Source organism: Aestuariivirga sp., assembly GCF_041738905.1.
In the GTDB taxonomy this organism is placed as follows: domain Bacteria; phylum Pseudomonadota; class Alphaproteobacteria; order Rhizobiales; family Aestuariivirgaceae; genus Aestuariivirga.
This window is the reverse complement of the sequence record NZ_JBGSOZ010000187.1, coordinates 1-24,017: the sequence shown is the minus strand read 5'-3', so window position 1 is coordinate 24,017 and position 24,017 is coordinate 1. Positions and strand designations below refer to the sequence as shown.

Sequence of the window (24,017 nt, the reverse complement as noted above, 5' to 3'; positions counted from 1 at the left end):
GTCACCGGGAGGCCGCGGCCCGACCGCATCCATCCCGCCACGCGCACATTCCAGGCGCTGCGTATCCATGTGAACGGCGAACTTGATGAACTGGTCGAGGCTCTGCATGCCGCCGAGCGGCTGCTGGTACCCGGCGGGCGCCTTGTCGTCGTCACCTTTCATTCGCTTGAAGACCGCATCGTGAAGCGCTTCTTCGCCTCGCGCGCCGGAAAGCTGCCCTCCGCATCGCGGCACGTGCCTGATGTGGCGCGGGGGCCTGATCCAAGTTTCGAGCTTCCCTTCAAGGGCCATCTCGGCGCCACCGATGAAGAGGCCTGGCGCAACCCGCGGGCACGTTCCGCCAAGCTGCGCGCCGGCATCCGCACGACGGCAGCACCCATGCCCTCCATTGCCGATGAGATCGGCCTCACCGCCGCCACAGGGACCCGCCACTGATGCACAAGTTCCTCAACGCCCTTCTCGTTATCACGGTGCTCGTCTCGGGCTTCGTGCTCTATTCGCTGGAACACACCACGCGCGGCCTCGAACGCCAGATTTCGCGGCTGGAGCGCGGCATCGAGGAGGAGATCGAGAACACGCGCTTCCTCAATGCGGAATGGTCGAGCCTCACGCGTCCTGACAGGCTGCGCAAGCTCGCCGAAATCCATCTGGGTCTTTCGACGCTGCAGGCCAAGCAGATCGTCAAGCTTGAAGAACTTGGTGCCCACGTTCCAGCCGAGCCAATCGTCAAACTCGAAGCCGATGGCTCAGACCCGATCGGCGCCATCATCGACAAGATGCAATGACCATGACCGATATCCCTCAAGAACCCGCTCACGAAGATGATGAACGCCCCCGCACTCTGGGCGGGCAGAACCGCATCCGCCTCATCGGGCTGTTCTTCGGCGTGGCTTTCCTCGCCATCGCCGGCCAGCTTACCAAGCTGACGCTGTTTCCCAAGCTGGAGGAGGAGCGGCCCCGCATCGCGCAGGAAGACCGCCTGCCGCGGCCCGACATCATCGACCGCAATGGCGTGCTGCTGGCAACCGACGTCGCTGTCGCATCGCTCTATGCCGACCCGTCCAAGATCATCGACATCGATGAGGCGATCGAGCTTCTCACCGCCACGGTTCCCGATCTCGATGCGAAGGAATTGCGCCGCAAGCTCACAACCTCGAAACGCTTTGCATGGCTGAAGCGCCAGGTGTCGCCGGAAGAACGCGACGCCGTCTACAATCTTGGCATTCCCGGTGTCAGCTACGTGAACGAGCGCCGCCGCGTCTATCCGCAAGGCCACCTCGGCGCGCATGTGGTTGGTTATGTCGATCTCGATACCAAGGGCATCGCCGGTATCGAGAAATATCTCGATGACCAGGGCGCGCTCTATACGGCCTCTCTGGCAGAGCCTGAAGAACATCGCACGGCACCCGCGCAGATGTCGATCGACATCCGCCTGCAGGCTGCTCTCGCGGACGAACTGGCGAAGGCGATGGACAAGTTCAAGGCGATTGCCGGCGGCGGCATCGTGATGAACATCAACACCGGCGAAATTCTGGGATTGGTGTCGCTCCCCGACTTCAATCCCAACCAGGAAAACAAGAACTTCTCGAAGGACCAGCAGAACAAGCTGACGGCAGGCGTCTACGAACTAGGCTCGGTCGTCAAGGCTGTTACCTTCGCCATGGCCCTGGATTTCGGGACGGCCAGTCTCACCAGCAGCTATGATGCGCGCTTTCCGCTTGTCATCGGCTCAGCCCGCATCAACGACTTCCACGCCAAGCGCGCCGTGCTGACGGTGCCTGAGATCTTCACGAACTCTTCCAACATCGGTACGGCCAAGATGGCGCTCGATGTGGGCATGGAACGCCACCAGGAATTCCTGCGCCGTGTGGGCCTGATGGAGCGGCTGCAGACGGAACTTCCCGAAAGTGCGAGGCCGCTGCTCCCCAAGCGCTGGAGCAAGCTTGCCACGGCCACGGCTGCTTTCGGCCACGGTTTTGCCGTCCAGCCTTTGCAGGGTGCGGCGGTGGTTGCGGGATTGCTCAATGGCGGACATCTGATGACGCCCACCTTGCTGAAGCGCAGCGAGGAAGATGCGATGGTGATGGCGCAGGCCGTCGTCAAGCCGGAGACGAGCGAGAAGCTGCGCTATCTGTTTCGCCTCAATGCATCGGAAGGCACGGCATCGAGGGCCGATGTCATCGGCTATCGCGTCGGCGGCAAGACGGGCACCGCCGAAAAGGTGGTGGCTGGGCGCTACTCGAAGGACAAGCGCCTCACCTCCTTCATCGGCGCTTTTCCCATGGACAAGCCGAAATATCTCCTGCTCGTGATGCTGGACGAGCCGAAGCCCACGCCCGAGACCTATGGTTTCGCAACGTCGGGCTGGAATGCCGTTCCCACCGCGGCCCTCATCATCGAGCGCATTGCACCGATGCTGGGAGTGGAGCCCGTGTTCACACCCGAGGACCTCGAGAAGCTCGCCAAGCTGGAAAAGAAGAAAAAGGGTTGATCGACGTGACGATATCCCTCGAACGGCTGATGGGCGGCGATGTGGCATTACCCGCAGGCGCCGGCGCCATACCCGTGACGGGCCTCACCTCCGACAGCCGGGCGGTGAAGCCCGGTTTCGTGTTCGCGGCCTTGCCGGGTTCGAGCGTCGACGGATCGAAATTCATTCCGCAAGCCATTGCAACAGGCGCCGTGGCGGTGCTGGCGGGCGAGGGAGCGGACGTGTCCGGCGTTCCGCTTCTGGCGGTCAGGAATCCGCGCCTCGTCTTTGCACGCATGGCAGCACGCTTTTTCGGGCGGCAACCCGATCTGATCGTCGCAGTCACCGGCACCAGCGGCAAGACCTCCGTCGCCTCCTTCGTTCGTGAAATCTGGACGTCGATCGGTTTTCGCGCCGCGAGCCTAGGCACGGTTGGAATCGTGTCGCCCGCGGGCACGCTGGAACTCGAACACACGACGCCCGATCCGGTCAGCCTGCAGCAGGCTGTGGCGATGCTGGCGGACGACCAAGTCGACCATCTGGCGCTTGAAGCCTCAAGCCACGGTCTCGACCAGTTCCGGCTCGACGGGTTGCGGATCTCCGCAGGCGCCTTCACCAACCTCTCGCATGATCACCTCGACTATCACCCTACAGTCGAGGCCTATTTCAATGCCAAGATGCGGCTGTTCGAAGACCTGCTGCAGCCGGGTTCGGCGGCGGTCATCAATGCCGACAGCGACCATGGCGCAGAGGTAGTTGCATGTTGCAGGGCGCGTGGGCTCGACCTGCTGACGGTCGGGCGGAAGGGCGAGACGCTTCGCATCATCGACGTTGAGCGCGAGGGCTTCGGCCAAAGACTCGATACAGAAGTGCGGGGGCACCGCTACCGGGTGCAGCTACCGCTGGTCGGTGATTTCCAGGCCTCGAATGCACTTGTCGCGGCGGGTCTCGTCATCGGCACCGGGGGCGACGAAGCCCAGGTCATGCACGCGCTCGAGTCGCTGAAAGGTGCCAAGGGCCGGCTTGAACTCGCGGGCCGCAGCCGGATTGGCGCGCCCGTGTTCGTGGATTACTCGCACAAGCCAGATGCGCTCGACAACGCCATCCGTTCATTGCGGCCCTATACGAAGGGCAAGCTTCATGTGGTGTTCGGCTGCGGCGGCGACCGCGACCGCACCAAGCGCCCGATCATGGGCGCCATCGCCACGCGGCTTGCCGACAGGGTCTATGTGACGGACGACAATCCGCGTACGGAGGACCCAGCCTCGATCCGCGCCGCCATCATGTCGGAGGCGCCGGGCGCCATCGAGATCGGCAACCGGGCGGAAGCCATCCGCGCCGCCGTCGATGCGCTCGAAGCGGGTGACGTGCTGATGGTGGCGGGCAAAGGACATGAAGAGGGTCAGAAGATCGGCAAGACGGTTCTGCCCTTCAGCGACCACGAGGCGGTGAAGGCCGCGATTGAAGGACGGGACTATCATGGTTGATCACCCGCTGTGGACGGCGGACGAACTCGTGGCGGCCACGGGCGGCACGTTGCATGGGCATGTGACGAAGCCGCTCAACGCCGTGAGCATCGACTCGCGCGCCGTGGGGCAGGGCGACATCTTCGTGGCCATCAAGGGCGAGCGTCATGACGGGCATGATTTCGTTGCGGGCGCGTTGAAGGCCGGTGCAGGACTTGGCCTCGTCTCGCGCGTGACGGACGAGATGCTTGCGGCGGGGCCGGTGCTGCAAGTCGCGGAAGACCCGCTGCGCGGGCTTGAGAACATGGGGATTGCAGCTCGCGCGCGCTGTCACGGGCAGGTCATCGCCGTGACCGGCAGCGTCGGCAAGACATCGACCAAGGAAATGCTGCGCGTGGCGCTCTCGGCGTCGGGCCAGACTCATGCCTCGGCTGCCTCCTTCAACAATCACTGGGGCGTGCCGCTGACGCTCGCCCGCATGCCGCGCGAAACGGCCTTTGGCGTCTTAGAGGTCGGCATGAACCACGCGGGCGAGATCACGCCGCTGGTGGGCTGGGTGAAGCCCCATATTGCGATCGTCACCACGATTGCCGCCAGCCACCTGGGCCATTTCACTTCGCTCGATGACATCGCCGATGCGAAGGCCGAGATCTTCACCGGGTTGCTGCCCGGCGGCCATGCCGTCGTCAGCCGCGATACGCCCTATTTCGAACGGCTCGCCGCAGCCGCGAAGGCATGCGGCGTGACCAGCATCGTCTCTTTCGGCAAGCATCCCGAATCCGACGTTCGCATGGAGCGCGTGGCGCTGCTTCCTGAGTGCTGCTGCGTGACCGCGACGGTGATGGGAGAGAGCCTGATCTACAAGCTCGGGGTTCCGGGCGAGCACATGGCGGTGAACAGCCTCGCCGTGCTGGCGGCCGTGAAGCTTGCAGGCGCCGATCTTGCCCGCGCCGCGCTGGCGCTGGCCACCGCACAACCGGCCAAGGGACGCGGGGTCCGTGAGTCACTTTCGATTCCGGGCGGTGAGCTTCTGCTGATCGATGAGAGCTACAATGCCAATCCGGCTTCCGTTGGCGCAGCGCTGGCGCTGCTCGGCGCCTCCAAGCCCGGAAAGGGCGGGCGGCGGATTGCCGTGCTGGGCGACATGCTGGAGCTGGGAGACCACGCGCCGGGCCTCCACGCCGGGCTTTTCGAGCCCATGGACGCCGCCAAGGTGGATGTCCTATACGCCGCCGGGCCTCTCATGGCGAATCTTTGGGCACGGGTTCCGGCGGGCAAACGCGGAATTCACGCCGCGACTTCCGATGGCATCAGGGATGCGTTGCTGGCCGGTTTGAAGGCCGGTGACGTGGTGATGGTCAAGGGCTCGCTCGGCATGCGCATGGGTCCGCTGGTCGAGGCGATCAGGGCGGCGCATCCGCCGCTCGGTAAGGAGACCTAATGCTCTATCTGCTGCTCACGAGCCTCACGGACGAGTTCTCGCCCTTCAACGTCTTCCGTTACCAGACGACGCGCACGGGTGCGGCGGTGCTCACCGCGTTGCTGTTCGTGTTCCTGTTCGGGCCACGCATCATCTCGCTCCTCAAGTTGAAGCAGGGCCGTGGCCAGCCGATCCGTTCTGACGGGCCGCAGCGCCACATTGTGGAAAAGCAGGGCACGCCGACCATGGGCGGCCTGATGATCCTGTCGGGCATCTTCTTTGCAACCCTGATCTGGGCCGATCTCCGCAATCTCTATGTCTGGGCCGTGCTGTTCGTGACGCTGGGTTTCGGCGCCATCGGCTTCTATGACGATTTCCTCAAGGTCACCAAGGCCTCCACAAAAGGGTTCTCCGGCAAGGTTCGATTGCTGGCCGAATTTCTCATCGCGGGCATCGCGGTTGGCATCTTCATGTCGATCGGCGAGGCGCCGCTCTCAACTTCGCTGGCCGTTCCCTTCCTGAAGGACGTGCTGATCCCGTTCAGCTACTTCTTCATCTTCGTCGGCATGTTCGTCGTCGTCGGCGCGGGCAATGCCGTCAACATGACGGATGGCCTCGACGGCCTCGCCATCGTGCCGGTGATGATCGCGGCGGCGAGCCTCGGGCTCATTGTCTATCTCGTCGGCAATTTCAATTTTTCGACCTATCTCGAACTTCATTTCGTGCGCGGCTCGGGCGAGCTTGCCATCATCTGCGGTGCCATTCTTGGTGCTGGCCTCGGCTTCCTGTGGTTCAATGCGCCGCCTGCAATGATCTTCATGGGCGACACGGGTTCGCTGTCGCTCGGTGGTGCCCTCGGCGCCATCGCGGTTGCCGCCAAGCACGAGATCGTGCTTGCCATCATCGGCGGCCTCTTCGTGCTTGAAACCGCCTCTGTCATCATCCAGGTCGCGTCTTTCAAGATGACCGGAAAGCGCGTCTTCGCCATGGCGCCGCTGCATCACCATTTCGAGCAGAAGGGCTGGAAGGAGCCCACCATCGTCATCCGTTTCTGGATCATCGCCATCGTTCTGGCGCTGATCGGCCTTTCCACGCTGAAGCTGAGGTAGAGCATTGTTTCCTGCCACCTCATTCAAGGGCAAGAAGGTTGCCGTCTTCGGACTGGCACGATCCGGCACGGCCTGCATCGAGGCCTTGCGGCTGGGTGGTGCCGAGGTTCATGCCTGGGACGATTCCGCTCCGGCGGTCGAGAAAGCGCGGGGGCAGGGGCTTCCCATCACCAGTCTCCACGGTCTCGATTTCGCCGGTCTCGATGCGCTCGTGCTGAGCCCCGGCGTGCCCCTCACGCATCCCGAGCCGCACTGGACCGTGCTGAAGGCCCGCCATGCCGGGATCGAGGTCATCGGCGACACGGAAGTATTCGCGCGTGAAGCGGCCAAGGCGGGTTCGCGCATCGTCGGGATCACCGGCACCAACGGCAAGTCGACCACCACGGCCCTGATTGGCCATGTGCTGCGCGAGGCGGGACTCGATGTGGATGTTGGCGGCAACATCGGCACGGCGGTGTTCCTTCTCCGCCAGCCGGTGAAGGACCGCATCTATGTGCTTGAACTCTCTTCCTTTCAGATTGACCTGATGCCGGGACTTGCTCCGCAAGTCGGCATTCTCACCAACATCACGCCCGACCATCTCGACCGCCATGGCAACATGGAGAATTACGCAGCGGTGAAGGCCCGCATGTTCGCGAAAGTGGGCGAGGGCAATACCGTGCTGTGCGGCGTGGATGATGGATGGTGCGCCTCGATCGCCGACAAGGCGCGATGGACGGGAGCCGATGTTCGCAAGGTCTCGGTCATCGAGGGACTTGCAGATGGCATCACCGCCCATGACGGAATCCTGCGCGACCGCCGCGCCGGACTTGAGGAAGCGCAGATCGACCTCCGCGGCATGCCCGCTATGAAGGGCCGGCACAACTGGCAGAATGCCTGCATGGCCTATGGCGCGGCGCACGCGTTCGGCGTGGCGCTGCCGGTCATAGAAGCTGCAATGAAGAGCTTCCCCGGCCTTGCGCACCGCATGCAGCAGGTGGCTCGCGCCGGAGCGATTGCCCTCATCAACGATTCCAAGGCCACCAACGCGGATGCCGCCGAAAAGGCGCTGGCCTCCTTTGAGAACATCTACTGGATCGCCGGCGGCATCGCGAAGGCAGGCGGCATCGAGCCACTGCGCCCGCTGTTTGCCCGTGTGGCGCGGACCTACCTCATCGGTCAGGCCACGGAGCAATTTGCAGCAACGCTTGGGACCACTATGCCGGTGGAGGCCTGCGGTACGCTGGAGAATGCGGTTTCTGCCGCGCTCCGCGATGCCAGGGCCGATGGCAAGCCGGGCGCGGTGGTGCTGTTGTCGCCGGCTTGCGCATCCTTCGACCAGTATCCCAACTTCGAAGTTCGGGGCGATGCCTTTGTCAAGGCCGTCTCGCAGCTTCCCGGCATCGAGATGACACTTCCAGGAGAGACCCATGCTGCTCGGACGTAGCGATCGCGGACTTCTCGCGCAGTGGTGGTTCACCGTGGACCGCGGACTGATGTTTGCCGTGCTCCTGCTCATGTCGGCGGGCGTGCTCATCAGCATGGCGGCCAGCCCGCCAGTCGCCGATCGCATTGGTGTCGGCACGTTCCATTTCATCAAGGGGCAGCTGATGTATCTGGTGCTGGCCGTGCCCATGCTGGTGGCGCTGTCGTTCTTCCCGCCACGCATGGCAAGGCGCTCGGGCCTCATCGTCTTTGGCCTTTCGCTCGTTCTCATGGTGGCGGCCCTGTTCTTCGGTCCGGAGATCAAGGGCGCGCATCGCTGGATCAATGTCGGTCCGCTCAATCTCCAGCCTTCTGAGCTCGCAAAGCCCAGTTTCGTCATCGTTGCTGCGTGGTTCCTTGCGGAACACACGCGCCGCCCGGAAATGCCGGGCAACTATATCGCGTTCCTGATGGCGGGGCTGTTCATCGGCCTTCTGGTTTTGCAGCCCGACTTCGGTCAGACGGCGCTTGTGGTTCTCACCTTCGGATCGATGCTGCTGATCTATGGAATTCCATGGATTGCCGTTCTGGGCCTGGCCGGCCTAGGCGTTGGCGGCGTCTTCGCTGCCTATTTCATGGTTCCTCACGTTCAGTCGCGCATCGACCGCTTCCTCAGCCCCGACAAGGGCGACACGTTCCAGGTCGATACTGCGATCCGCGCTTTCAAGAATGGCGGGTTGATGGGCGCGGGCCCCGGTGGCGGTGACGCCAAGCTGGTGCTGCCCGATGCCCATACCGACTTCACCTTCGCGGTGGTCGGCGAGGAATTCGGGTTGATCGCCTGCCTGCTCCTGATGTCGCTCTTCGCCTTCGTGGTGCTCCGCGTGCTGGTGCGTGCCAAGTCTGAACATGACCCCTTCACGGCGCTTTCGCTGAGCGGCCTTGCACTCGCCTTTGGCTTCCAGGCCGTGATCAACATGGGCGTGAACGTCGCGCTGCTGCCTGCCAAGGGCATGACGCTGCCGTTCATCTCTTATGGCGGCTCGTCGCTTATCGGCATGGCCTTCGCGATGGGACTGGTGCTCGCATTGGCGCGGCGGAGGCCGGGTCTCCAGCAGCGCAGCCATGCGCTGTCACCTGCGTTTGCGTGAGCGGGCATGGCAGGCACCGGCATCATCGTTCTGGCGGCGGGCGGCACGGGTGGGCATCTGTTTCCGGCACAGGCGCTGGCTGAGGAGCTGAACCGGCGCGGCTATACCGTCCATCTGATGACCGACGAGCGCGTGCGGGACTACGGAAAGTCGTTCCCGGCCGCCGAGACCCACATCGTCCATGCCGCCACCATCACGCCATCGAAACCGCTCGGCGTGCCGGGACAGGTGCTGAAACTCTACGGCGGCTATCGCAAGGCGCGCGAGAGTCTTGCGCGGGTGAAGCCGCTCGCCGTCGTCGGCTTTGGCGGCTATCCGTCATTTCCACCAATCTTTGCCGCAGCACGGCTGAAAATCCCGTCCTGCGTTCACGACCAGAACGCCGTCATGGGCCGTGCCAACCGGGTGCTGGCGAAATGGGCTGATGCGGTTGCCTCGTCATTCCCCGACTTGAGAGGCCTGCCGCCGGGCTGCGAGGCCAAGCTCACCATCACAGGCAATCCCGTGCGGGACATCGTTCTCCAGCACAGGGCAGCACCTTATCCGGCCTTCGACAGCTTCAACCTTCTGGTCTTCGGCGGCAGTCAGGGCGCGCAGTTCTTTGGAGAGTTCATGCCAAAGGTCTTTGCCGCCATGAGTGCAGAGGACCGAAAGCGCATCCGCCTGACGCAGCAAGTCCGGCCCGAGAACATGAGTCAAGTCAAGGCGTTATACAGCGGACTTGAACTCGACTGTGAACTGAATCCCTTCTTCATGGACATGCCCGCGCGCATAGCAGGGGCGCATCTCGTGGTTTGCCGTTCCGGCGCATCGACGATTGCCGAACTGGGCGTCATCGGCAGGCCCGCCATCATGGTGCCGCTGCCCCACGCTCTCGACAACGACCAGTTGCGCAATGCAGAAAGCTTCGCCAATGCCGGGGCTGGGTGGGTTCATCCACAGGCCGCGCTCAAGCCAGAATCCTTTGCCCAATTTCTGACATCACTCCGCTCTCAACAGCCGCAACTCCAGAAGGCGGCTGCCGCCGCGCTCGGCCATGGGAAACCGGATGCCGCGCAGCGGCTGGCCGACCTCACCGAAAAGATCGCAGGGAAACACACGACATGAAACTTCCGGGCAATGTTGGCCCCATCCATTTCATCGGCATCGGCGGCATCGGCATGAGCGGCATCGCCGAAGTCATGGCGACGCTCGGCTACAAGGTCCAGGGCTCGGACCTCACCGACAATTACAACATCGCGCGGCTGCGCAAGGCCGGGATCGACGTTCACATCGGGCACCGCGCCGACAACGTCTGCGAGGCGCAGGTGGTGGTGGTGTCGTCTGCCGTGAAGGACGACAATCCGGAACTGGTTGAGGCCCGCAACCGCTATCTCCCCATCGTGCGGCGCGCAGAGATGCTCGCCGAACTGATGCGCTTCAAGTCCTGCGTGGCGGTCGGCGGCACGCATGGAAAGACCACGACCACATCGCTGGTTGCGGCACTGCTGGACGCCGGAAATCTCGATCCGACCGTCATCAACGGCGGCATCATCAACGCCTATGGCACCAACGCGCGGCTCGGCAAGGGTGACTGGATGGTGGTCGAGTCGGATGAGTCCGATGGCACCTTCGTCAAGCTCCCGGCCGATGTCGTGATCGTTACCAACATCGATCCCGAGCATCTCGATCATTACGGCACGTTCGACAAGGCTAAGGAAGCCTTCCTCGCCTTCGTCGAGAACATTCCGTTCTACGGCTTTGCCGTCATGTGCATCGACCATCCGGTGGTGCAGGAGCTTATCGGGCAGGTGCGCGACCGCCGCGTCATCACCTATGGCCGCAGCCCGCAGGCCGACGTGCGCCTGATGGATGTGAACTACGTCGATGGCGAGACGCGCTTCTCGGTGCGCCTGACGAACCGCCGCACCGGCGAGACGCATGACATCGACAATCTCAGCCTCGCCATACCCGGCGACCACAATGCGCTGAACTCGACGGCCGCCTTGGCGGTGGCAAAGGAACTCGGCATGTCGGACGACGACATCCGCAAGGGGTTCAAGAGCTTCACCGGCGTCAAGCGCCGCTTCACCCGCACCGGCGCCCACAATGGCGTGACCGTCTATGATGACTACGGTCATCACCCGGTGGAAATCGCCGCCGTGCTCAGTGCCGCGCGGCGTGTCACACAGGGCAAGGTGGTTGCCGTCATGCAGCCGCATCGCTACACGCGGCTCTCCTCGCTCTTCAACGAGTTCTGCACCTGCTTCAACGATGCGGACACGGTGATCGTGGCTCCGGTCTATGCAGCGGGCGAGTCGCCCATCGAGGGTGCCTCGCACATGTCGCTGGTCGATGGCCTCAAGTCACGCGGCCACCGCTCGGTTCATGCGATCGACAAGCCCGAGCAACTCGCGCCGCTCGTCCGCAACATCGTGAAGCCGGGCGACATCGTGATGTGCCTGGGTGCCGGCACCATCACGCAATGGGCCTATGCCCTGCCGGGTCAGCTTGAAGCCTTCGACAAGGCGGCTTCGTGATGCCTGCGCTGGATGGTGCGGCGCTGCTGAAGCGCTTGCCCGAAGTGCGCGGCCGGCTTGAGGCCAATGCGCCGCTGGCAGATCTGACCTGGTTTCGAGCGGGCGGGCCTGCGGAGGTGCTGTTCACGCCGGCGGACGAGGCCGACCTCGCTGCTTTCCTGAAGGCCACGCCGAAAGATGTGCCTGTCTATGTGATCGGTGTTGGCTCCAATCTTCTCGTTCGCGACGGCGGCGTGCCGGGTGTCGTCATCCGCCTGGGGCGCGGCTTTGCCAATGTCACGGAGGAAGAGGGCCATCGGGTGCGCGCCGGAACGGCGGTGTTGGATGTCCGCGTCGCCCGCTTCGCGCTGGAGAAAAGTATCGATGCATTAACCTTTCTGAGAGGTATACCGGGCACCATCGGCGGCGCGTTGCGCATGAATGCCGGGGCCTATGGGGGCGAGACCAAGGACATTCTGATCGAGGCACGCGCTGTAGACCGGTCGGGGATGATCCACGTGCTGTCCAATGCGGACATGAAATATACCTATCGCCATTCGGGAGCGCCGGGGGACCTTGTGTTCACGGAGGCGCTGTTCCAGGGCCGTCCGGGCGATCCCGCCGAGATCTCTGCCGCGATGGACAAGATCACGGAGAGCCGGGAGGCAACGCAGCCGATCAAGAGCCGCACTGGCGGGTCCACCTTCAAGAACCCGCCTGGCAACAAGTCGTGGCAGCTGATCGACAAGGCGGGCATGCGCGGTTATGCGGTCGGTCCCGCGAAAGTCTCCGAGCTTCATTGCAACTTCCTCATCAACGAAGGCGGTGCCACGGCTTCGCAGATCGAGGAACTGGGCGAAACCGTGCGCGCGAAGGTCAAGGCAACGTCCGGCGTCGAGCTCGACTGGGAAATCAAGCGTATCGGCCTTCCCGCAGTAGGTGCCGCATGAACACGCGCCGCATTCCGCAGGATACGACAGTCGCGGTCCTGATGGGCGGCTGGTCCGCCGAGCGCGACGTCAGCCTTGCCTCAGGCGAGGCCTGTGCAGGTGCGCTGCGCCGCGCGGGCTTCAATGTGGTTCCGGTCGACGTCAAGCGTGACCGCATCGTGTCAATCCTGCAGGACCTGAAGCCGGACGTGGCCTTCAATGCGCTGCACGGCAAGTGGGGCGAGGACGGCTGCTGTGCTGCGATCCTCGAGACGCTCCAGATTCCCTATACGCATTCCGGCGTGCTGGCCTCTTCGCTCGCCATGCACAAGGAGAAGTCCAAGATCATATTCCGCGAGGCCGGGCTACCAGTGGCCGAGAGCAAGCTCGTGGACATCGAGACTGTAGCGACACAGCATCCGATGCCGCCTCCCTATGTGGTGAAGCCCGTCGCCGAGGGTTCCAGCGTGGGGGTGCACATCGTGCTCTCGACGTCGAATGGACCTGCGGCCATGGTGCTGGAACAGCGCGCCATCTTCGGTGACCAGGCGATGGTCGAGCGCTTCATTCCAGGCAAGGAATTGACCTGCGCGGTCATGGGCGACGTGGCGTTGGGCGTCATCGACATCGTGTCGAAGAGCTCCACCTGGTACGACTACAATTCCAAATACGCGCCCGGTGGCTCGCAGCACATCCTGCCCGCCGAGATTCCGAAGGACATCTATCGCAAGTGCCAGCAATATGCGCTCAAGGCACATCAGGCGCTGGGCTGCCGTGGCATCTCGCGCGCGGACTTCCGCTACAATGACACCGTGAAGGATGGCGAGCTCATCCTTCTCGAAGTGAACACCCAGCCGGGCATGACGGGCACCTCGCTCGTTCCCGAACTTGCGGCCCACGCGGGCCACAGTTTCGAGGACCTTGTCGCCTGGATGGTCAATGATGCGTCGTTCGACCGATGACAGACACAACGCTCCATGTTTATGAACGCCCGCGCCGCTCGCTGAGCTGGCTCGATCGCGGCAATGAGTTCCGCGTGCGTTTCGCCGTGCGCGCCTCTGCCTTGCTGTTCCTCGGTGCGGTCATCTCCACGGGCCTCATCAGGGGCGAGTATCTCGACTATGAGGGCAGCCGCTGGCTCCAGCTTCCGGGAAAGGCCGCGGGCGTCGTGGGCATGGCGGCTGAAGACATCACCATCACAGGGCTGTCGCATCACGATCCCGAAGCGCTGCTGGGGGCCATCGGAATAGCTCCAGGCGGATCTCTCATTGGATTCGACGCCGCCGTCGCGCGCCGCATCCTGGAGAACCTGGACTGGATCGAGGCGGCCAAGGTACAGCGCAGGTTTCCCAACCAGCTCGATATCTCCGTGCGCGAGCGTGAGCCTTTTGCCATCTGGCAGCGGGGTCCTTCCTACTACATCATCGACAAGAGTGGCACGGCCATGAGCGGTCTCTCCGCCGCCGAGCTTGTCCGGCTGCCGCTCGTCACAGGCGAGGGCGCCAACAAGGCCGCAGCGGATCTCATTAACCAAGTTTCAGCCTATCCTGACTTACTGTTGCAGGTGAAGGCGGCGGCCCGGGTGGGCGACCGCCGCTGGACGCTCTATCTCGACAGCGGCATCACGGTGCAGTTGCCGGAGCAGGGCTGGCAGGACGCGATCCGGATGGTGGACGAGCTGCACAAGTCGCAGCGGCTCCTGTCCAAGGGCATCAAGTCGGTCGACTTGCGGCTCGATGGGCGCGTGATGGTGGAAGTGGCCGAAGTGAAGGCCGAGGACGTCGAGACCGGAAAGAAAAAGAAGGTGGCGAAGAGTCACTGAAGTCGGACCGGGGTGTGTTGGGTTCCAGGGGTGTTGCGTCATGACGGTGGTACAGTTTCAGGGTAAGAGCGGGCCGAAGACCCCCGCCGTGACGAAAGGCGGCATCGTTGCTGCCCTTGACATCGGGTCGACCAAGATCAGTTGCCTCATCGCGGAGGCCGTGCCCGCCAAGCATCGCAGTTCCGATTCAGACGACAAGAACAGCCTGAAGGTTCTGGGCGTTGGCCACCAGATCTCGCGCGGCATCCGCGCGGGGACGATCATCAATGTCGATGAGGCCGAGCGCGCCATCAGGTTGGCGGTCGATGCCGCCGAGCGCATGGCCCAGCGTACCATCAGCGAAATCTATGTGAACGTCTCCGGCGGACGCCCGCAGTCTCGTCTTTTCACCGGCACCGAAAAGACACAGGGGAACCAGGTGAGTTCGCGCGACCTGGACCGCGTCCTCGACACGACCCTGACGCAGGTCGATCCTGGCCGCCGCTCCATCCTGCATCTGTCGCCGCTACAATATCATCTGGATGACGCGCGGGGGGTCAAGGAACCCGTCGGCATGTTCGGCGAAACGCTGTCGCTTGACCTTGGCGTCGTGACCGTGGAGACGCCGCACCTCCGTAACCTGACGCTTGCCGTCGAGCGCGCCCATCTGGCTGTCGCGGGCTTTGTCATGGCGCCCTATGCCTCGGCTCGTGCCGTGCTGGCGGATGACGAGAAGACGCTGGGCGTGACAGTCGTCGACATGGGCGGCGCCACCACCAGTTTCGCGATCTTCCACGAGAACCATCTGGTCTCGGCCGACATCGTGCCGCTGGGAGGCCAGCACATCACCAACGACATCGCCAGGGGCCTGTCGACCACCATTGCCCATGCCGAGCGCATGAAGACACTGTGGGGCTCTGCGCTGGCCTCCCAGGTCGATGAGCGCGAGATGATCTCAGTACCACTGCTTGGCGAGCGTGGTGTGGATACCGTGCAGCAGGTTCCCAAATCGATGCTGACAGGCATCATCCGTCCGCGCCTCGAAGAGACGTTCGAGATGCTGCGCGACAAGCTGGAGAAATCCGGAGCAGCCCATCTCGCGGGCCGCAGGCTGGTGATCACGGGCGGCGCCAGCCAGCTCAATGGCGTGCGCGAGGTTGCAAGCCAGTGGCTCGACCGTCAGGTGCGCCTGGGTTCACCCGCCCATGTGCAGGGCATGCCGGAGTCAGCGCATTCGCCTGGATTTGCCGTGTGCGCAGGCCTCCTCAACTATGCACTCAAGCCCGACCAGCATTATGCGCTGCCCAAGGCCAAGGCCGAAGAAGTGGAGCGCGCCCAGGCAGGCTACGTCCGCCGCATGGGCCGCTGGATCGCCGACAGCTTCTGAGTTGCCGTAGCGACTGAGTTTGCATAGCGGAAGGGCAGGCGCTATATGCGCTCGCTCAATGCTGTATCTCGAAATCCTGCTTGTTCTGGGCCTTGTCCTGCTGAACGGCGTCTTGGCCATGTCGGAACTGGCTGTCGTGTCGTCCCGTCCGGGCCGTCTCAAGGCCATGAGCGACCGTGGCGTCACAGGCGCGCGGCGCGCCCTTCAATTGGCCGAGAACCCCGGCCGATTTCTCTCCACAGTTCAGGTGGGCATCACGCTCGTTGGCATTCTCGCAGGCGCGGTTTCGGGCGCGGCCCTGGGCGACCGGCTGGCGGGTTTCCTGACCGGCATCGGATTCTTTCCCGACTATGCGGATGCCGTGGGCTTCGCGCTGGCAGTCACGGCAATCACCTATGTGTCGCTCATCATCGGCGAATTGGTGCCGAAGCAGATCGCGCTCAAGAATCCCGAGATCATTGCGTGCCGCGTAGCCTATCCCATGAGCCTGCTCTCGAAGCTTGCCGCGCCATTCGTCTGGCTTCTCGACGGGTCGGGACGCTTGCTGATCAGGCTGCTCGGCCTGAAGGAGACAAGCGAGGCGACGGTGACCGACGAGGAGATCAGGACCCTCATCGCCGAAGCGGAGTCGGCGGGTGTCATCGAGAGCGGCGAACGCGACATGATCGCGGGCGTCATGCGCCTTGGCGACAGGCCGGTGCGTGCTTTGATGACGCCGCTGACCGCTATCGACATGCTGGACATGGACGACGAGCTCGCGGACATACGCAAGAAAATCCTCGCCACGCCGCACTCGCGCATTCCGGTCCGCGGTGACGACCCGGAGCAGGTGATGGGAATCGTCGCCATCAAGGACGTGGCCGATGCGCTGCTGGAGCGGCGCAAGCTGGATCTGGGAAAGCTCGTGCAGACGGTCCCGGTCATTCCGGAATCGATGCCGGCGCTCGAAGCCATGGAGCTGTTTCGTGGCTCTTCCGTGCACATGGCCTTCGTCCAGGACGAATACGGCCGGACTCTCGGCATCGTTACGGCGGCCGACCTGCTCGAGTCCATTGCGGGCAGCTTCGAAGGCGAGCCGGGGAGCCATGAGGGTGCAATCCAGCGCGACGACGGGTCCTGGCTGCTGTCGGGTGAAATGGCGGCCGACGAGATGGCAGAACTCATTGGCTTCACGTTGCCGCCCAAGCGGCGCTACGAGACGGTGGCTGGCCTCGTCATCGATGCGCTCAAGCATCTGCCCTCTCTGGGGCAGGCCGTGAAGATCGGTCAATGGCGCTTCGAGGTGATCGACCTCGATGGGCGCAGGGTAGACAAGGTGCTGGTGAGCCGGACGACTGGAGTTCACCGTCAGGCGGCTTCGCCCCAGCGAAACTAACCGCAGATTAGCGGCCTGATTCAAATCAGTTCAGTTTTAGACTCATTTTCCGGGATTGGTTAGCGCGCGTTAACCATTTGTTATGGATTGGGTAAGAAATATGGATTCGGCAAATCAATCCGGGCGCCGAAACATGACAATCAATCTTACCGTACCGAATCTCTCTGATCTGAAGCCTCGTATCACCGTGTTTGGCGTCGGAGGTGCGGGCGGTAACGCCGTCAACAACATGATCGAAAGCCGCCTCGAGGGCGTCGAGTTCGTCGTGGCGAATACTGATGCGCAGGCACTCATGCAGAATGCCGCGCAACGCAGGGTTCAAATGGGCACAGCTCTGACGCAGGGGCTGGGTGCTGGATCTCAACCACAGATCGGTGCCGCTGCCGCCGAGGAGGCATTGCCTGAAATCCTCGACCATCTCGCAGGCTCTCACATGGCCTTCATCACCGCGGGCATGGGCGGCGGGACCGGCACCGGAGCCGCTCCCGTCATCGCGCGCGCTGCCAAGGAGCAGGGCATCCTCACCGTCGGCGTCGTAACGAAGCCCTTCCACTTCGAGGGCGTTCGCCGCCAGCAGACCGCCGAGCGCGGCATCGAGCAGCTTGCCAAGCACGTCGACACGCTGATCGTCATTCCCAACCAGAACCTCTTCCGCGTCGCCAACGAGAAAACCACCTTTGCCGCCGCCTTCGCGATGGCAGACCAGGTGCTCTATTCGGGCGTCGCCTCGATCACCGAACTGATGACCAAGGAAGGCCTCATCAACCTCGACTTCGCCGACGTCCGCGCGATCATGAGCGAGATGGGCCGTGCCATGATGGGTACCGGAGAAGCCTCGGGCGACAAGCGCGCCATCGAGGCCGCTGAAGCCGCGATCTCCAACCCGCTGCTCGATGATGTTTCGATGCGCGGCGCCCGCGGGTTGCTGATTTCGATCACCGGCGGTCCCGACCTGACGCTTTACGAAGTCGATGAAGCCGCAACCCGCATCCGCGAGGAAGTGGACCCCGAAGCCAACATCATCCTCGGCGCCACATTCGACGAATCGCTCGAAGGCATCATGCGCGTCTCGGTCGTTGCAACCGGGCTGGCTGCCGAGGCGCTCAAGGGAGCCAAGACCGAAGAAGCCGAGGAACAAGCCGACAAGCCTTCCGTCTTCGGTTTCCACGGCAAGGGCAACCAGACGGCGCCCAAGAAGCCTGTGCAGCAGCCCGCTCCGATGGCTGCCCGCATGCCGGTCATCGTGACGACGCAACCCGCCGTGCAGCAACCCGCGCAGCAGGTTCAGCCCTTCATGCAGGACGAGCAGGAGCCCGAAGCACAACCTGAGCCGGTGCATCTGACTCCCGTCGCCCAGCAGCCCCAGCAGCAGGCCCGTCCCGTCCGCATGCCCGGGATCGAGGATTTCCCGCCGCAGGTGAAGAAGCAGATCGAAGTGCAGCAGGGCCGCATCGAGTCGATTGCCGCTCATGCCGAAAAGAAGAAGCCCGGCCTGTTCCAGCGACTGGCCAGCGTCGGACTCGGCCGCAAGGACGATCCGGCACCCAGCCAGCGCGAACCCACCATCGCCATGCAACCCGTTGCCCGCCAGCCGGTCCAGGTGCGGCCGCAGGCCCAGCCACAACCGCAACCGGCGCAGCCTGCCCAGCCCGACATGGACGATGATCAGCTGGAGATCCCAGCGTTTCTGCGCCGCCAGGCCAACTGATTGATTTCATGGGAAAAGCCTTGAACCCGGCGGTCACACTTCCGCCGGGTTTCCGGCATTTATGAAGGCTCAGGCGGCGATGGTGTTTTGCCTGCACGACGGCTAAGACCCGCGTCTGGTGCGGGACCAGCTTTTGAGTCGTGCGTTGAGGGATGTGGTTTCCGTTGAGGTCTTTGGTGCCGGTGATACGCAAGACAGCTCATGCCGTGGTGGCGCTCGCCATTGCCATGTCGGTTACCGGCTGTGCCACGAACATCATGGATGGCATCTGGGGCGACGACACGTCCAGCGGCAGTTCGACGGCGGCCATGAGCACCGGTGTCGCGCCCGACATGGCCTCGGCAAACGAGGGACAGGAAGTCGCCAAGCTCTACAATGAGGGGCTGGCTGCTCTGGCCGATGGATCGAACAAGACCGCAGTCAAGAAGTTCGCCGAAGTCGAACGGCAATATCCCTATTCGAGTTCCGCCACCAAATCGATCCTGATGCAGGCCTATGCGCAGTACCGGCAGGGTCATTGGGACGACACGATCGTTGCCGCCAACCGTTTCGTGACGCTGCATCCGGGCCACAAGGATGCGGGCTACGCCTACTATCTCATCGCGGTTTCGAACTACAACAGGATCAGTGACGCCAAGCGCGACCAGACAGCGACCAAGCAGGCTGTCGCCGCGCTGGAAGAAGTCGCACAACGCTATCCCGGAACGGCCTATGCCCAGGATGCCGCGCAGAAGGTGATCGTGGCGCGCGACCATCTGGCCGGCAAGGAAATGGAAGTCGGCCGATATTATTACCGCCAGGGCAGCTATCTCGCCGGCATCAACCGCTTCAAGCGGGTGGTGACGGATTTCCAGAACACCAGCCAGACGCCGGAAGCGCTTTACCGGCTGTCGGAAGGCTACATGGCCTTGGGCGTCGTCTCCGAGGCGCAGACAGCGGCGGCGGTACTGGGCCACAACTATCCCAACTCGGACTGGTACAAGGACGCCTACCGTCTCGTCTCCAGCGACGGGCAGGCTCCGGTCGAGAACGAGGAGTCGTGGATATCGAAGGCGTTCGACACGATCAATCCGCTCTAACTCGCCTCTCGCGCATGGCTGCGATTCCGCTATAAACTGCGGCCATGCTCACCGCTCTCTCCATTCGCGACATCGTCCTGATCGAGAAGCTCGATATCTCGCTCGACAAGGGCCTCACCGTGCTCACCGGGGAAACGGGTGCCGGCAAATCCATCCTGCTCGATTCGCTTGGCCTCGCCCTTGGCGCCCGAGGTGACTCGAGCCTCGTGCGGTCAGGCGCCGAGCGCGGTGTCGTCACCGCCGCCTTCAGCCTGCCGAAGACGCATCCGGCCTTCGCAATCCTCAAGGAGCAGGGGGTGGATGCCGAGGGCGAACTCGTCATCCGCCGGATCCAGAATGCCGATGGCCCCAGCCGTGCTTCCATCAACGACCAGCCCGTCAGCCTCAACCTGCTGCGCCAGATCGCCGTGGCGCTGGCCGAGATCCACGGCCAGCACGCCGACCGGGCGCTGGTCGACGTGACCGTGCACCGGAGGCTTCTCGATGCATTTGGCGGGCATGATGCCGAAGTCATGGATGTGTCCGCGCTGTGGGCCAGGGCCGCCGCCGCCGAGGCAGCGCTCAATGACCACCGCCGCCTCATGGAGCGGGCGGAAGCCGAGCGCGAGTACCTGGAGCACGCGGCAGAGGAGCTTCGCGCGCTCAACCCCATTGAGGGCGAAGAGGCGCTTCTTGCCGAAGCACGGCAGATGATGATGTCATCCGAGCAATATGCCGATGCGTTGACCGATGCCGAGGAGGCCCTTGCGGGCGATGGCACGTCGGTTGCCCGCCTGAACGCCGCGCTTCGCAAGCTTGAGCGGCGGCGGGAGACGGCGGGCGGGCGGCTCGACCATGTCTGCCAGGCGCTCGACCGCGTGCTGGCCGAGATCACCGAGGCCGAACGCGCCATAGCCGAGGCGCAGCGCTCCTTCATCTTCGATCCGAAGGAACTGGAGAAGTCGGAGGAGCGGCTGTTCGCGCTTCGGGCGGCCGCGCGGAAATTCAAATGTACGGTCGATACGCTGGCCCAGGTGCGCGAGCGCTTCGATACCGAATTGCAGGCCTTGAGCGATGGCGGCGGGCGGCTGCGGAAGCTTGAGCAGGAGTTCAGACAAGCGCGTGATGCGTTTGATAGTGCAGCGGAAAAGCTCTCCAACAAGCGCCGCAAGACGGCCAGGCTGCTCGACAAGGCGGTGATGGTGGAACTGCCGCCCTTGAAGCTTGAGCGGGCGCGTTTCGAGACCGCCATCGAGACCGATGCCGGAAAGCCCGGCTCCCATGGCATCGACCGTATCGAGTTCATGGTGGCCGCCAACCCGGGAACACCATTGGCCCCGCTGATGAAAGTCGCCTCGGGCGGTGAACTCGCGCGTTTCATGCTTGCGCTCAAGGTGATCCTTGCGTCCAAGGGATCGGCCCCCACGCTCATCTTCGACGAGATCGACACAGGCGTGGGGGGCGCCGTGGCGGATGCAATCGGGGCGAGGCTGTCACGGCTGGCTGGCAATCTTCAGGTGCTGGCGGTCACGCACAGCCCGCAGGTGGCCGCGCGGGCCTCGCAGCACATGCTGATCTCCAAGATGGAGGAGGTGGCTTCGAAGCGCATGGTGACGCGCGTGCAGCCCTTGTCCTCGGGGAGCCGCCGCGAGGAAGTGGCCCGCATGCTATCGGGCGCGCAGGTGACGGAAGCCGCGCGTGCGCAAGCCGATGAACTGCTTCGCGGCAGGGGCTGATGGCAAGGAAACCGATCCCGGTCGAAGACCTTACGCCCCTCGAAGCTGCTTCCGAACTGCAAAGGCTGGCAGAAGAGATTGCGGAACATGACCGCGCCTATCACGAACATGACGCTCCAACGATTTCGGATGCTGAGTACGACGCTCTCAGGCTCCGCAACGACGCCATCGAGGCGCGCTTTCCAGAGCTGATCCGCGAGAACTCACCATCGCGCCGCGTGGGCTCTGGCCTGCTCGCGAAATTCGGCAAGGTTCGTCACGCCGTTCCCATGCTGTCGCTCTCCAACGGTTTCAGCGAGGAAGACGCCACGGAGTTTGTGGGCCGCATCCGGCGGTTCCTCAATCTTCCTGATAATGAAGTGGTGGAGATCACCGCCGAGCCGAAGATTGACGGTTTGTCGATTTCGCTCCGCTATGAAAACCGCAAGCTCATGCAGGCGGCAACCCGGGGGGATGGCTTCGAGGGCGAGAACGTCACGGCCAACGTGATGACAATGGCCTCGGTGCCGAAGCGGCTGCACGGCGATGCTCCCGAACTGGTTGAGGTGCGGGGCGAAATCTACATGTCCCACAAGGACTTCGCGGCACTAAATGAGAAACAAATTCAATGCGGCGAGAAGACCTTCGCCAACCCCCGCAACGCGGCGGCGGGTTCGCTCCGCCAGCTCGATCCGTCGATCACCGCGTCACGGCCCCTGAAATTCTTTGCCTATGCCTGGGGTGAGGCGCCTGCTTTGCCTGCGAAGACCCAGATGGGCGTGATCGATGCCTTTGCGTCCTGGGGGCTCCCAACCAATCCGCTCATGAAACTGTGCCGCTCGGTCGAGGAGTTACTGGCGCAATATCGCCTGATCGAAAGCCAGCGCGCCGAACTTGGCTATGACATCGACGGCGTCGTCTACAAGGTGAACCGCCTCGATTGGCAGCAGCGGCTGGGCTTCGTATCGCGCAGCCCGCGCTGGGGGCTGGCCCACAAGTTTTCCGCCGAGAAGGCGACGACCATTCTGGAGAAGATCGACATCCAGGTGGGGCGCACCGGGGCTCTCACCCCTGTCGCTCGTTTGAAGCCCGTCACGGTCGGCGGCGTCGTCGTCACCAATGCAACGCTGCATAACGAGGACGAGATCGCACGGAAGGATATCCGCGAGGGCGATACGGTCACCGTGCAGCGGGCAGGTGACGTCATTCCGCAGATCCTCGGCCACATCCTTGAAAAGCGGCCTGCTGACTCTGTGCCTTATGTCTTCCCGCATGTCTGCCCGGTCTGCGGCAGCCATGCCGAGCGCGAGGAGCGAGCGTCGGGCAAGACGGATGCGGTGCGCCGTTGCACGGGTGGCCTCATCTGTGCCGCGCAACGTGTGGAACGTCTGAAGCATTTCGCCTCGCGCAATGCCTTCGACATCGAGGGCCTGGGCGACAAGATCATTGCGGAATTCTATGCCGATGGCCTGATCCAGTGGCCGCATGACATCTTTACGCTGGAGGAGCGCGACAAGGGACAGCTCAAACGGCTGAAGAACCGCGAAGGCTGGGGCGAGGCGAGTGTCCGGAAGCTTTTCGACGCCATCGACGAGCGCCGCACCATCGGGCTTGACCGCTTCATATTTGCCCTCGGCATCCGCCATGTGGGTGAGACGACGGCGCGGGCATTGGCGCGCGCCTATGGCACGGCGGACGCCTTCCGCGACCAGATGATCGCCGCCTCGGACATGGAAGGCGAGGCGTGGAACGAACTCAATGCCATCGACGGCATCGGCGAGATCGTGGCGGAGGCCGTCGTCCAGTTCTTCGGCGAACCGCATAACCGCGATGTGGTCGACGAACTCCTCAAGCATGTGAACGTAACGCCGCTCGAAGCCCGCAGCACGACATCACCCGTGGCGGGCAAGACCGTGGTCTTCACCGGCGCATTGGAACGGATGACCCGCGAGGAAGCGAAGGCCATGGCCGAGCGGCTGGGCGCCAAGGTCTCAGGCTCCGTCTCCAAGAAGACGGATCTGCTGGTGGCGGGGCCGGGTGCCGGCTCGAAGCTCAAGGACGCCCAGAAACACGGCGTCGAGGTGATCGACGAGAACGAATGGTTCGTTCGCACGGGGCAGGGCTGATGCCCTGGGCCCTGTGCAGGGTTGTCCGTCAAGCTAACTCGAAATCGGTAAACAAAAGGGTCGTTCCCGCTGCCAGAGAAGCAATGACGACGGCCGCGCCCGCTCCGTTGGCGTCGGCGTCGAATTGCAGCCGCCCGGTCGCCTGAGTGTAGATCAGGAAATCGTCCTCGTCCTGAGCCGACGTGCCGAAGCGCAACTGGCCTTCTTCGACCTGAAAACCGATGATGCCGAAGGTCTGGAAATCGAGCGCGATGACATCGGTGCCGGACACGAAGTCGGTGATCACGTCGCGGTTGCCTGTGGTCGCGTTGCTCATGAGGAAGCGGTCCGCCCCGCCGCCGCCGGTCACCGTGTCGACGCCCAGCCCGCCATCCAGCGTGTCGGCACCACTGCCGCCGAT

At 63.5% G+C, this 24,017-nt stretch carries 19 protein-coding genes and 1 pseudogene; 19 read left to right on the top strand and 1 reads right to left on the bottom strand.

The window, feature by feature from the left end; all coding sequences use genetic code 11:
• The 19 genes from mraW to ligA form a co-directional block, all read left to right on the top strand.
• A partial coding sequence (gene mraW, locus ACEW8Q_RS17795) for a 16S rRNA (cytosine(1402)-N(4))-methyltransferase (protein ID WP_373505396.1) occupies positions 1-435 on the top strand: 435 nt, incomplete at its 5' end.
• Positions 435-785 carry a cell division protein FtsL gene (ftsL, locus tag ACEW8Q_RS17790; protein ID WP_373505395.1) on the top strand — a complete coding sequence of 117 codons (351 nt, stop codon included), beginning with the start codon at positions 435-437 and terminating at the stop codon, positions 783-785. The genes mraW and ftsL, both read left to right, overlap by 1 nt.
• A gap of 2 nt (positions 786-787) precedes the next feature.
• Positions 788-2,491, top strand: coding sequence for a peptidoglycan D,D-transpeptidase FtsI family protein (locus ACEW8Q_RS17785; protein ID WP_373505394.1), 1,704 nt, complete (start codon positions 788-790; stop codon positions 2,489-2,491).
• Positions 2,492-2,502: 11 nt separating this feature from the next.
• Positions 2,503-3,957 carry a UDP-N-acetylmuramoyl-L-alanyl-D-glutamate--2,6-diaminopimelate ligase gene (locus ACEW8Q_RS17780; RefSeq protein ID WP_373505398.1) on the top strand — a complete coding sequence of 485 codons (1,455 nt, stop codon included), beginning with the start codon at positions 2,503-2,505 and terminating at the stop codon, positions 3,955-3,957.
• Positions 3,950-5,377 carry a UDP-N-acetylmuramoylalanyl-D-glutamyl-2,6-diaminopimelate--D-alanyl-D-alanine ligase gene (locus tag ACEW8Q_RS17775; RefSeq protein WP_373505393.1) on the top strand — a complete coding sequence of 476 codons (1,428 nt, stop codon included), beginning with the start codon at positions 3,950-3,952 and terminating at the stop codon, positions 5,375-5,377. Before ACEW8Q_RS17780 ends, ACEW8Q_RS17775 begins: the two co-directional genes overlap by 8 nt.
• Positions 5,377-6,465 (top strand): phospho-N-acetylmuramoyl-pentapeptide-transferase, encoded by a 1,089-nt coding sequence (mraY, locus tag ACEW8Q_RS17770; protein ID WP_373505392.1) that lies wholly within the window; start codon positions 5,377-5,379, stop codon positions 6,463-6,465. Before ACEW8Q_RS17775 ends, mraY begins: the two co-directional genes overlap by 1 nt.
• A 4-nt stretch (positions 6,466-6,469) precedes the next feature.
• A complete protein-coding gene (gene murD / locus ACEW8Q_RS17765) occupies positions 6,470-7,891 on the top strand; it encodes a UDP-N-acetylmuramoyl-L-alanine--D-glutamate ligase (protein ID WP_373505391.1) in 1,422 nt (473 codons plus the stop codon).
• Complete coding sequence (locus ACEW8Q_RS17760) at positions 7,878-9,020, top strand: FtsW/RodA/SpoVE family cell cycle protein (protein WP_373505397.1); 1,143 nt, start codon at positions 7,878-7,880, stop codon at positions 9,018-9,020. The genes murD and ACEW8Q_RS17760 overlap by 14 nt, the downstream gene beginning before the upstream one ends.
• 6 nt (positions 9,021-9,026) lie before the next feature.
• Entirely contained in the window at positions 9,027-10,127 is a 1,101-nt protein-coding gene (gene murG, locus ACEW8Q_RS17755; RefSeq protein WP_373505390.1) for an undecaprenyldiphospho-muramoylpentapeptide beta-N-acetylglucosaminyltransferase, read from the top strand.
• Positions 10,124-11,539, top strand: a complete 1,416-nt coding sequence (murC, locus tag ACEW8Q_RS17750; RefSeq protein ID WP_373505389.1) for a UDP-N-acetylmuramate--L-alanine ligase — start codon at positions 10,124-10,126, stop codon at positions 11,537-11,539. The genes murG and murC overlap by 4 nt, the downstream gene beginning before the upstream one ends.
• A complete protein-coding gene (murB, locus tag ACEW8Q_RS17745) occupies positions 11,539-12,468 on the top strand; it encodes a UDP-N-acetylmuramate dehydrogenase (RefSeq protein WP_373505388.1) in 930 nt (309 codons plus the stop codon). Before murC ends, murB begins: the two co-directional genes overlap by 1 nt.
• Positions 12,465-13,409 (top strand): D-alanine--D-alanine ligase, encoded by a 945-nt coding sequence (locus tag ACEW8Q_RS17740; protein ID WP_373505387.1) that lies wholly within the window; start codon positions 12,465-12,467, stop codon positions 13,407-13,409. The genes murB and ACEW8Q_RS17740 overlap by 4 nt, the downstream gene beginning before the upstream one ends.
• Positions 13,406-14,269, top strand: coding sequence for a cell division protein FtsQ/DivIB (locus ACEW8Q_RS17735; RefSeq protein ID WP_373505386.1), 864 nt, complete (start codon positions 13,406-13,408; stop codon positions 14,267-14,269). Before ACEW8Q_RS17740 ends, ACEW8Q_RS17735 begins: the two co-directional genes overlap by 4 nt.
• A 40-nt stretch (positions 14,270-14,309) precedes the next feature.
• A complete protein-coding gene (ftsA, locus tag ACEW8Q_RS17730; RefSeq protein ID WP_373505385.1) occupies positions 14,310-15,635 on the top strand; it encodes a cell division protein FtsA in 1,326 nt (441 codons plus the stop codon).
• 58 nt (positions 15,636-15,693) lie between these two features.
• A complete protein-coding gene (locus ACEW8Q_RS17725) occupies positions 15,694-17,010 on the top strand; it encodes a hemolysin family protein (protein ID WP_373505384.1) in 1,317 nt (438 codons plus the stop codon).
• 133 nt (positions 17,011-17,143) lie between these two features.
• Positions 17,144-18,718, top strand: coding sequence for a cell division protein FtsZ (gene ftsZ / locus ACEW8Q_RS17720; protein WP_373505383.1), 1,575 nt, complete (start codon positions 17,144-17,146; stop codon positions 18,716-18,718).
• Between the two features lie 176 nt (positions 18,719-18,894).
• Positions 18,895-19,797 carry an outer membrane protein assembly factor BamD gene (locus ACEW8Q_RS17715; RefSeq protein WP_373505382.1) on the top strand — a complete coding sequence of 301 codons (903 nt, stop codon included), beginning with the start codon at positions 18,895-18,897 and terminating at the stop codon, positions 19,795-19,797.
• Between the two features lie 44 nt (positions 19,798-19,841).
• Entirely contained in the window at positions 19,842-21,512 is a 1,671-nt protein-coding gene (gene recN / locus ACEW8Q_RS17710; RefSeq protein ID WP_373505381.1) for a DNA repair protein RecN, read from the top strand.
• Complete coding sequence (ligA, locus tag ACEW8Q_RS17705; protein WP_373505380.1) at positions 21,512-23,617, top strand: NAD-dependent DNA ligase LigA; 2,106 nt, start codon at positions 21,512-21,514, stop codon at positions 23,615-23,617. Before recN ends, ligA begins: the two co-directional genes overlap by 1 nt.
• A gap of 28 nt (positions 23,618-23,645) precedes the next feature.
• Here ligA and ACEW8Q_RS17700 read toward each other — a convergent pair.
• Positions 23,646-24,017: pseudogene (locus ACEW8Q_RS17700) on the bottom strand (calcium-binding protein); the annotation flags it as partial.

Coding starts and splice junctions, on each gene's coding strand:
- ACEW8Q_RS17785 (WP_373505394.1), top strand. CDS start 788: ATGACCGATATCCCTCAAGAACCCGCTCACGAAGATGATGAACGCCCC.
- ACEW8Q_RS17740 (WP_373505387.1), top strand. CDS start 12,465: ATGAACACGCGCCGCATTCCGCAGGATACGACAGTCGCGGTCCTGATG.
- murC (WP_373505389.1), top strand. CDS start 10,124: ATGAAACTTCCGGGCAATGTTGGCCCCATCCATTTCATCGGCATCGGC.
- mraY (WP_373505392.1), top strand. CDS start 5,377: ATGCTCTATCTGCTGCTCACGAGCCTCACGGACGAGTTCTCGCCCTTC.
- ACEW8Q_RS17735 (WP_373505386.1), top strand. CDS start 13,406: ATGACAGACACAACGCTCCATGTTTATGAACGCCCGCGCCGCTCGCTG.
- murB (WP_373505388.1), top strand. CDS start 11,539: ATGCCTGCGCTGGATGGTGCGGCGCTGCTGAAGCGCTTGCCCGAAGTG.
- ACEW8Q_RS17725 (WP_373505384.1), top strand. CDS start 15,694: ATGCTGTATCTCGAAATCCTGCTTGTTCTGGGCCTTGTCCTGCTGAAC.
- ftsL (WP_373505395.1), top strand. CDS start 435: ATGCACAAGTTCCTCAACGCCCTTCTCGTTATCACGGTGCTCGTCTCG.
- ftsA (WP_373505385.1), top strand. CDS start 14,310: ATGACGGTGGTACAGTTTCAGGGTAAGAGCGGGCCGAAGACCCCCGCC.
- ACEW8Q_RS17775 (WP_373505393.1), top strand. CDS start 3,950: ATGGTTGATCACCCGCTGTGGACGGCGGACGAACTCGTGGCGGCCACG.
- murG (WP_373505390.1), top strand. CDS start 9,027: ATGGCAGGCACCGGCATCATCGTTCTGGCGGCGGGCGGCACGGGTGGG.
- recN (WP_373505381.1), top strand. CDS start 19,842: ATGCTCACCGCTCTCTCCATTCGCGACATCGTCCTGATCGAGAAGCTC.
- ftsZ (WP_373505383.1), top strand. CDS start 17,144: ATGACAATCAATCTTACCGTACCGAATCTCTCTGATCTGAAGCCTCGT.
- ligA (WP_373505380.1), top strand. CDS start 21,512: ATGGCAAGGAAACCGATCCCGGTCGAAGACCTTACGCCCCTCGAAGCT.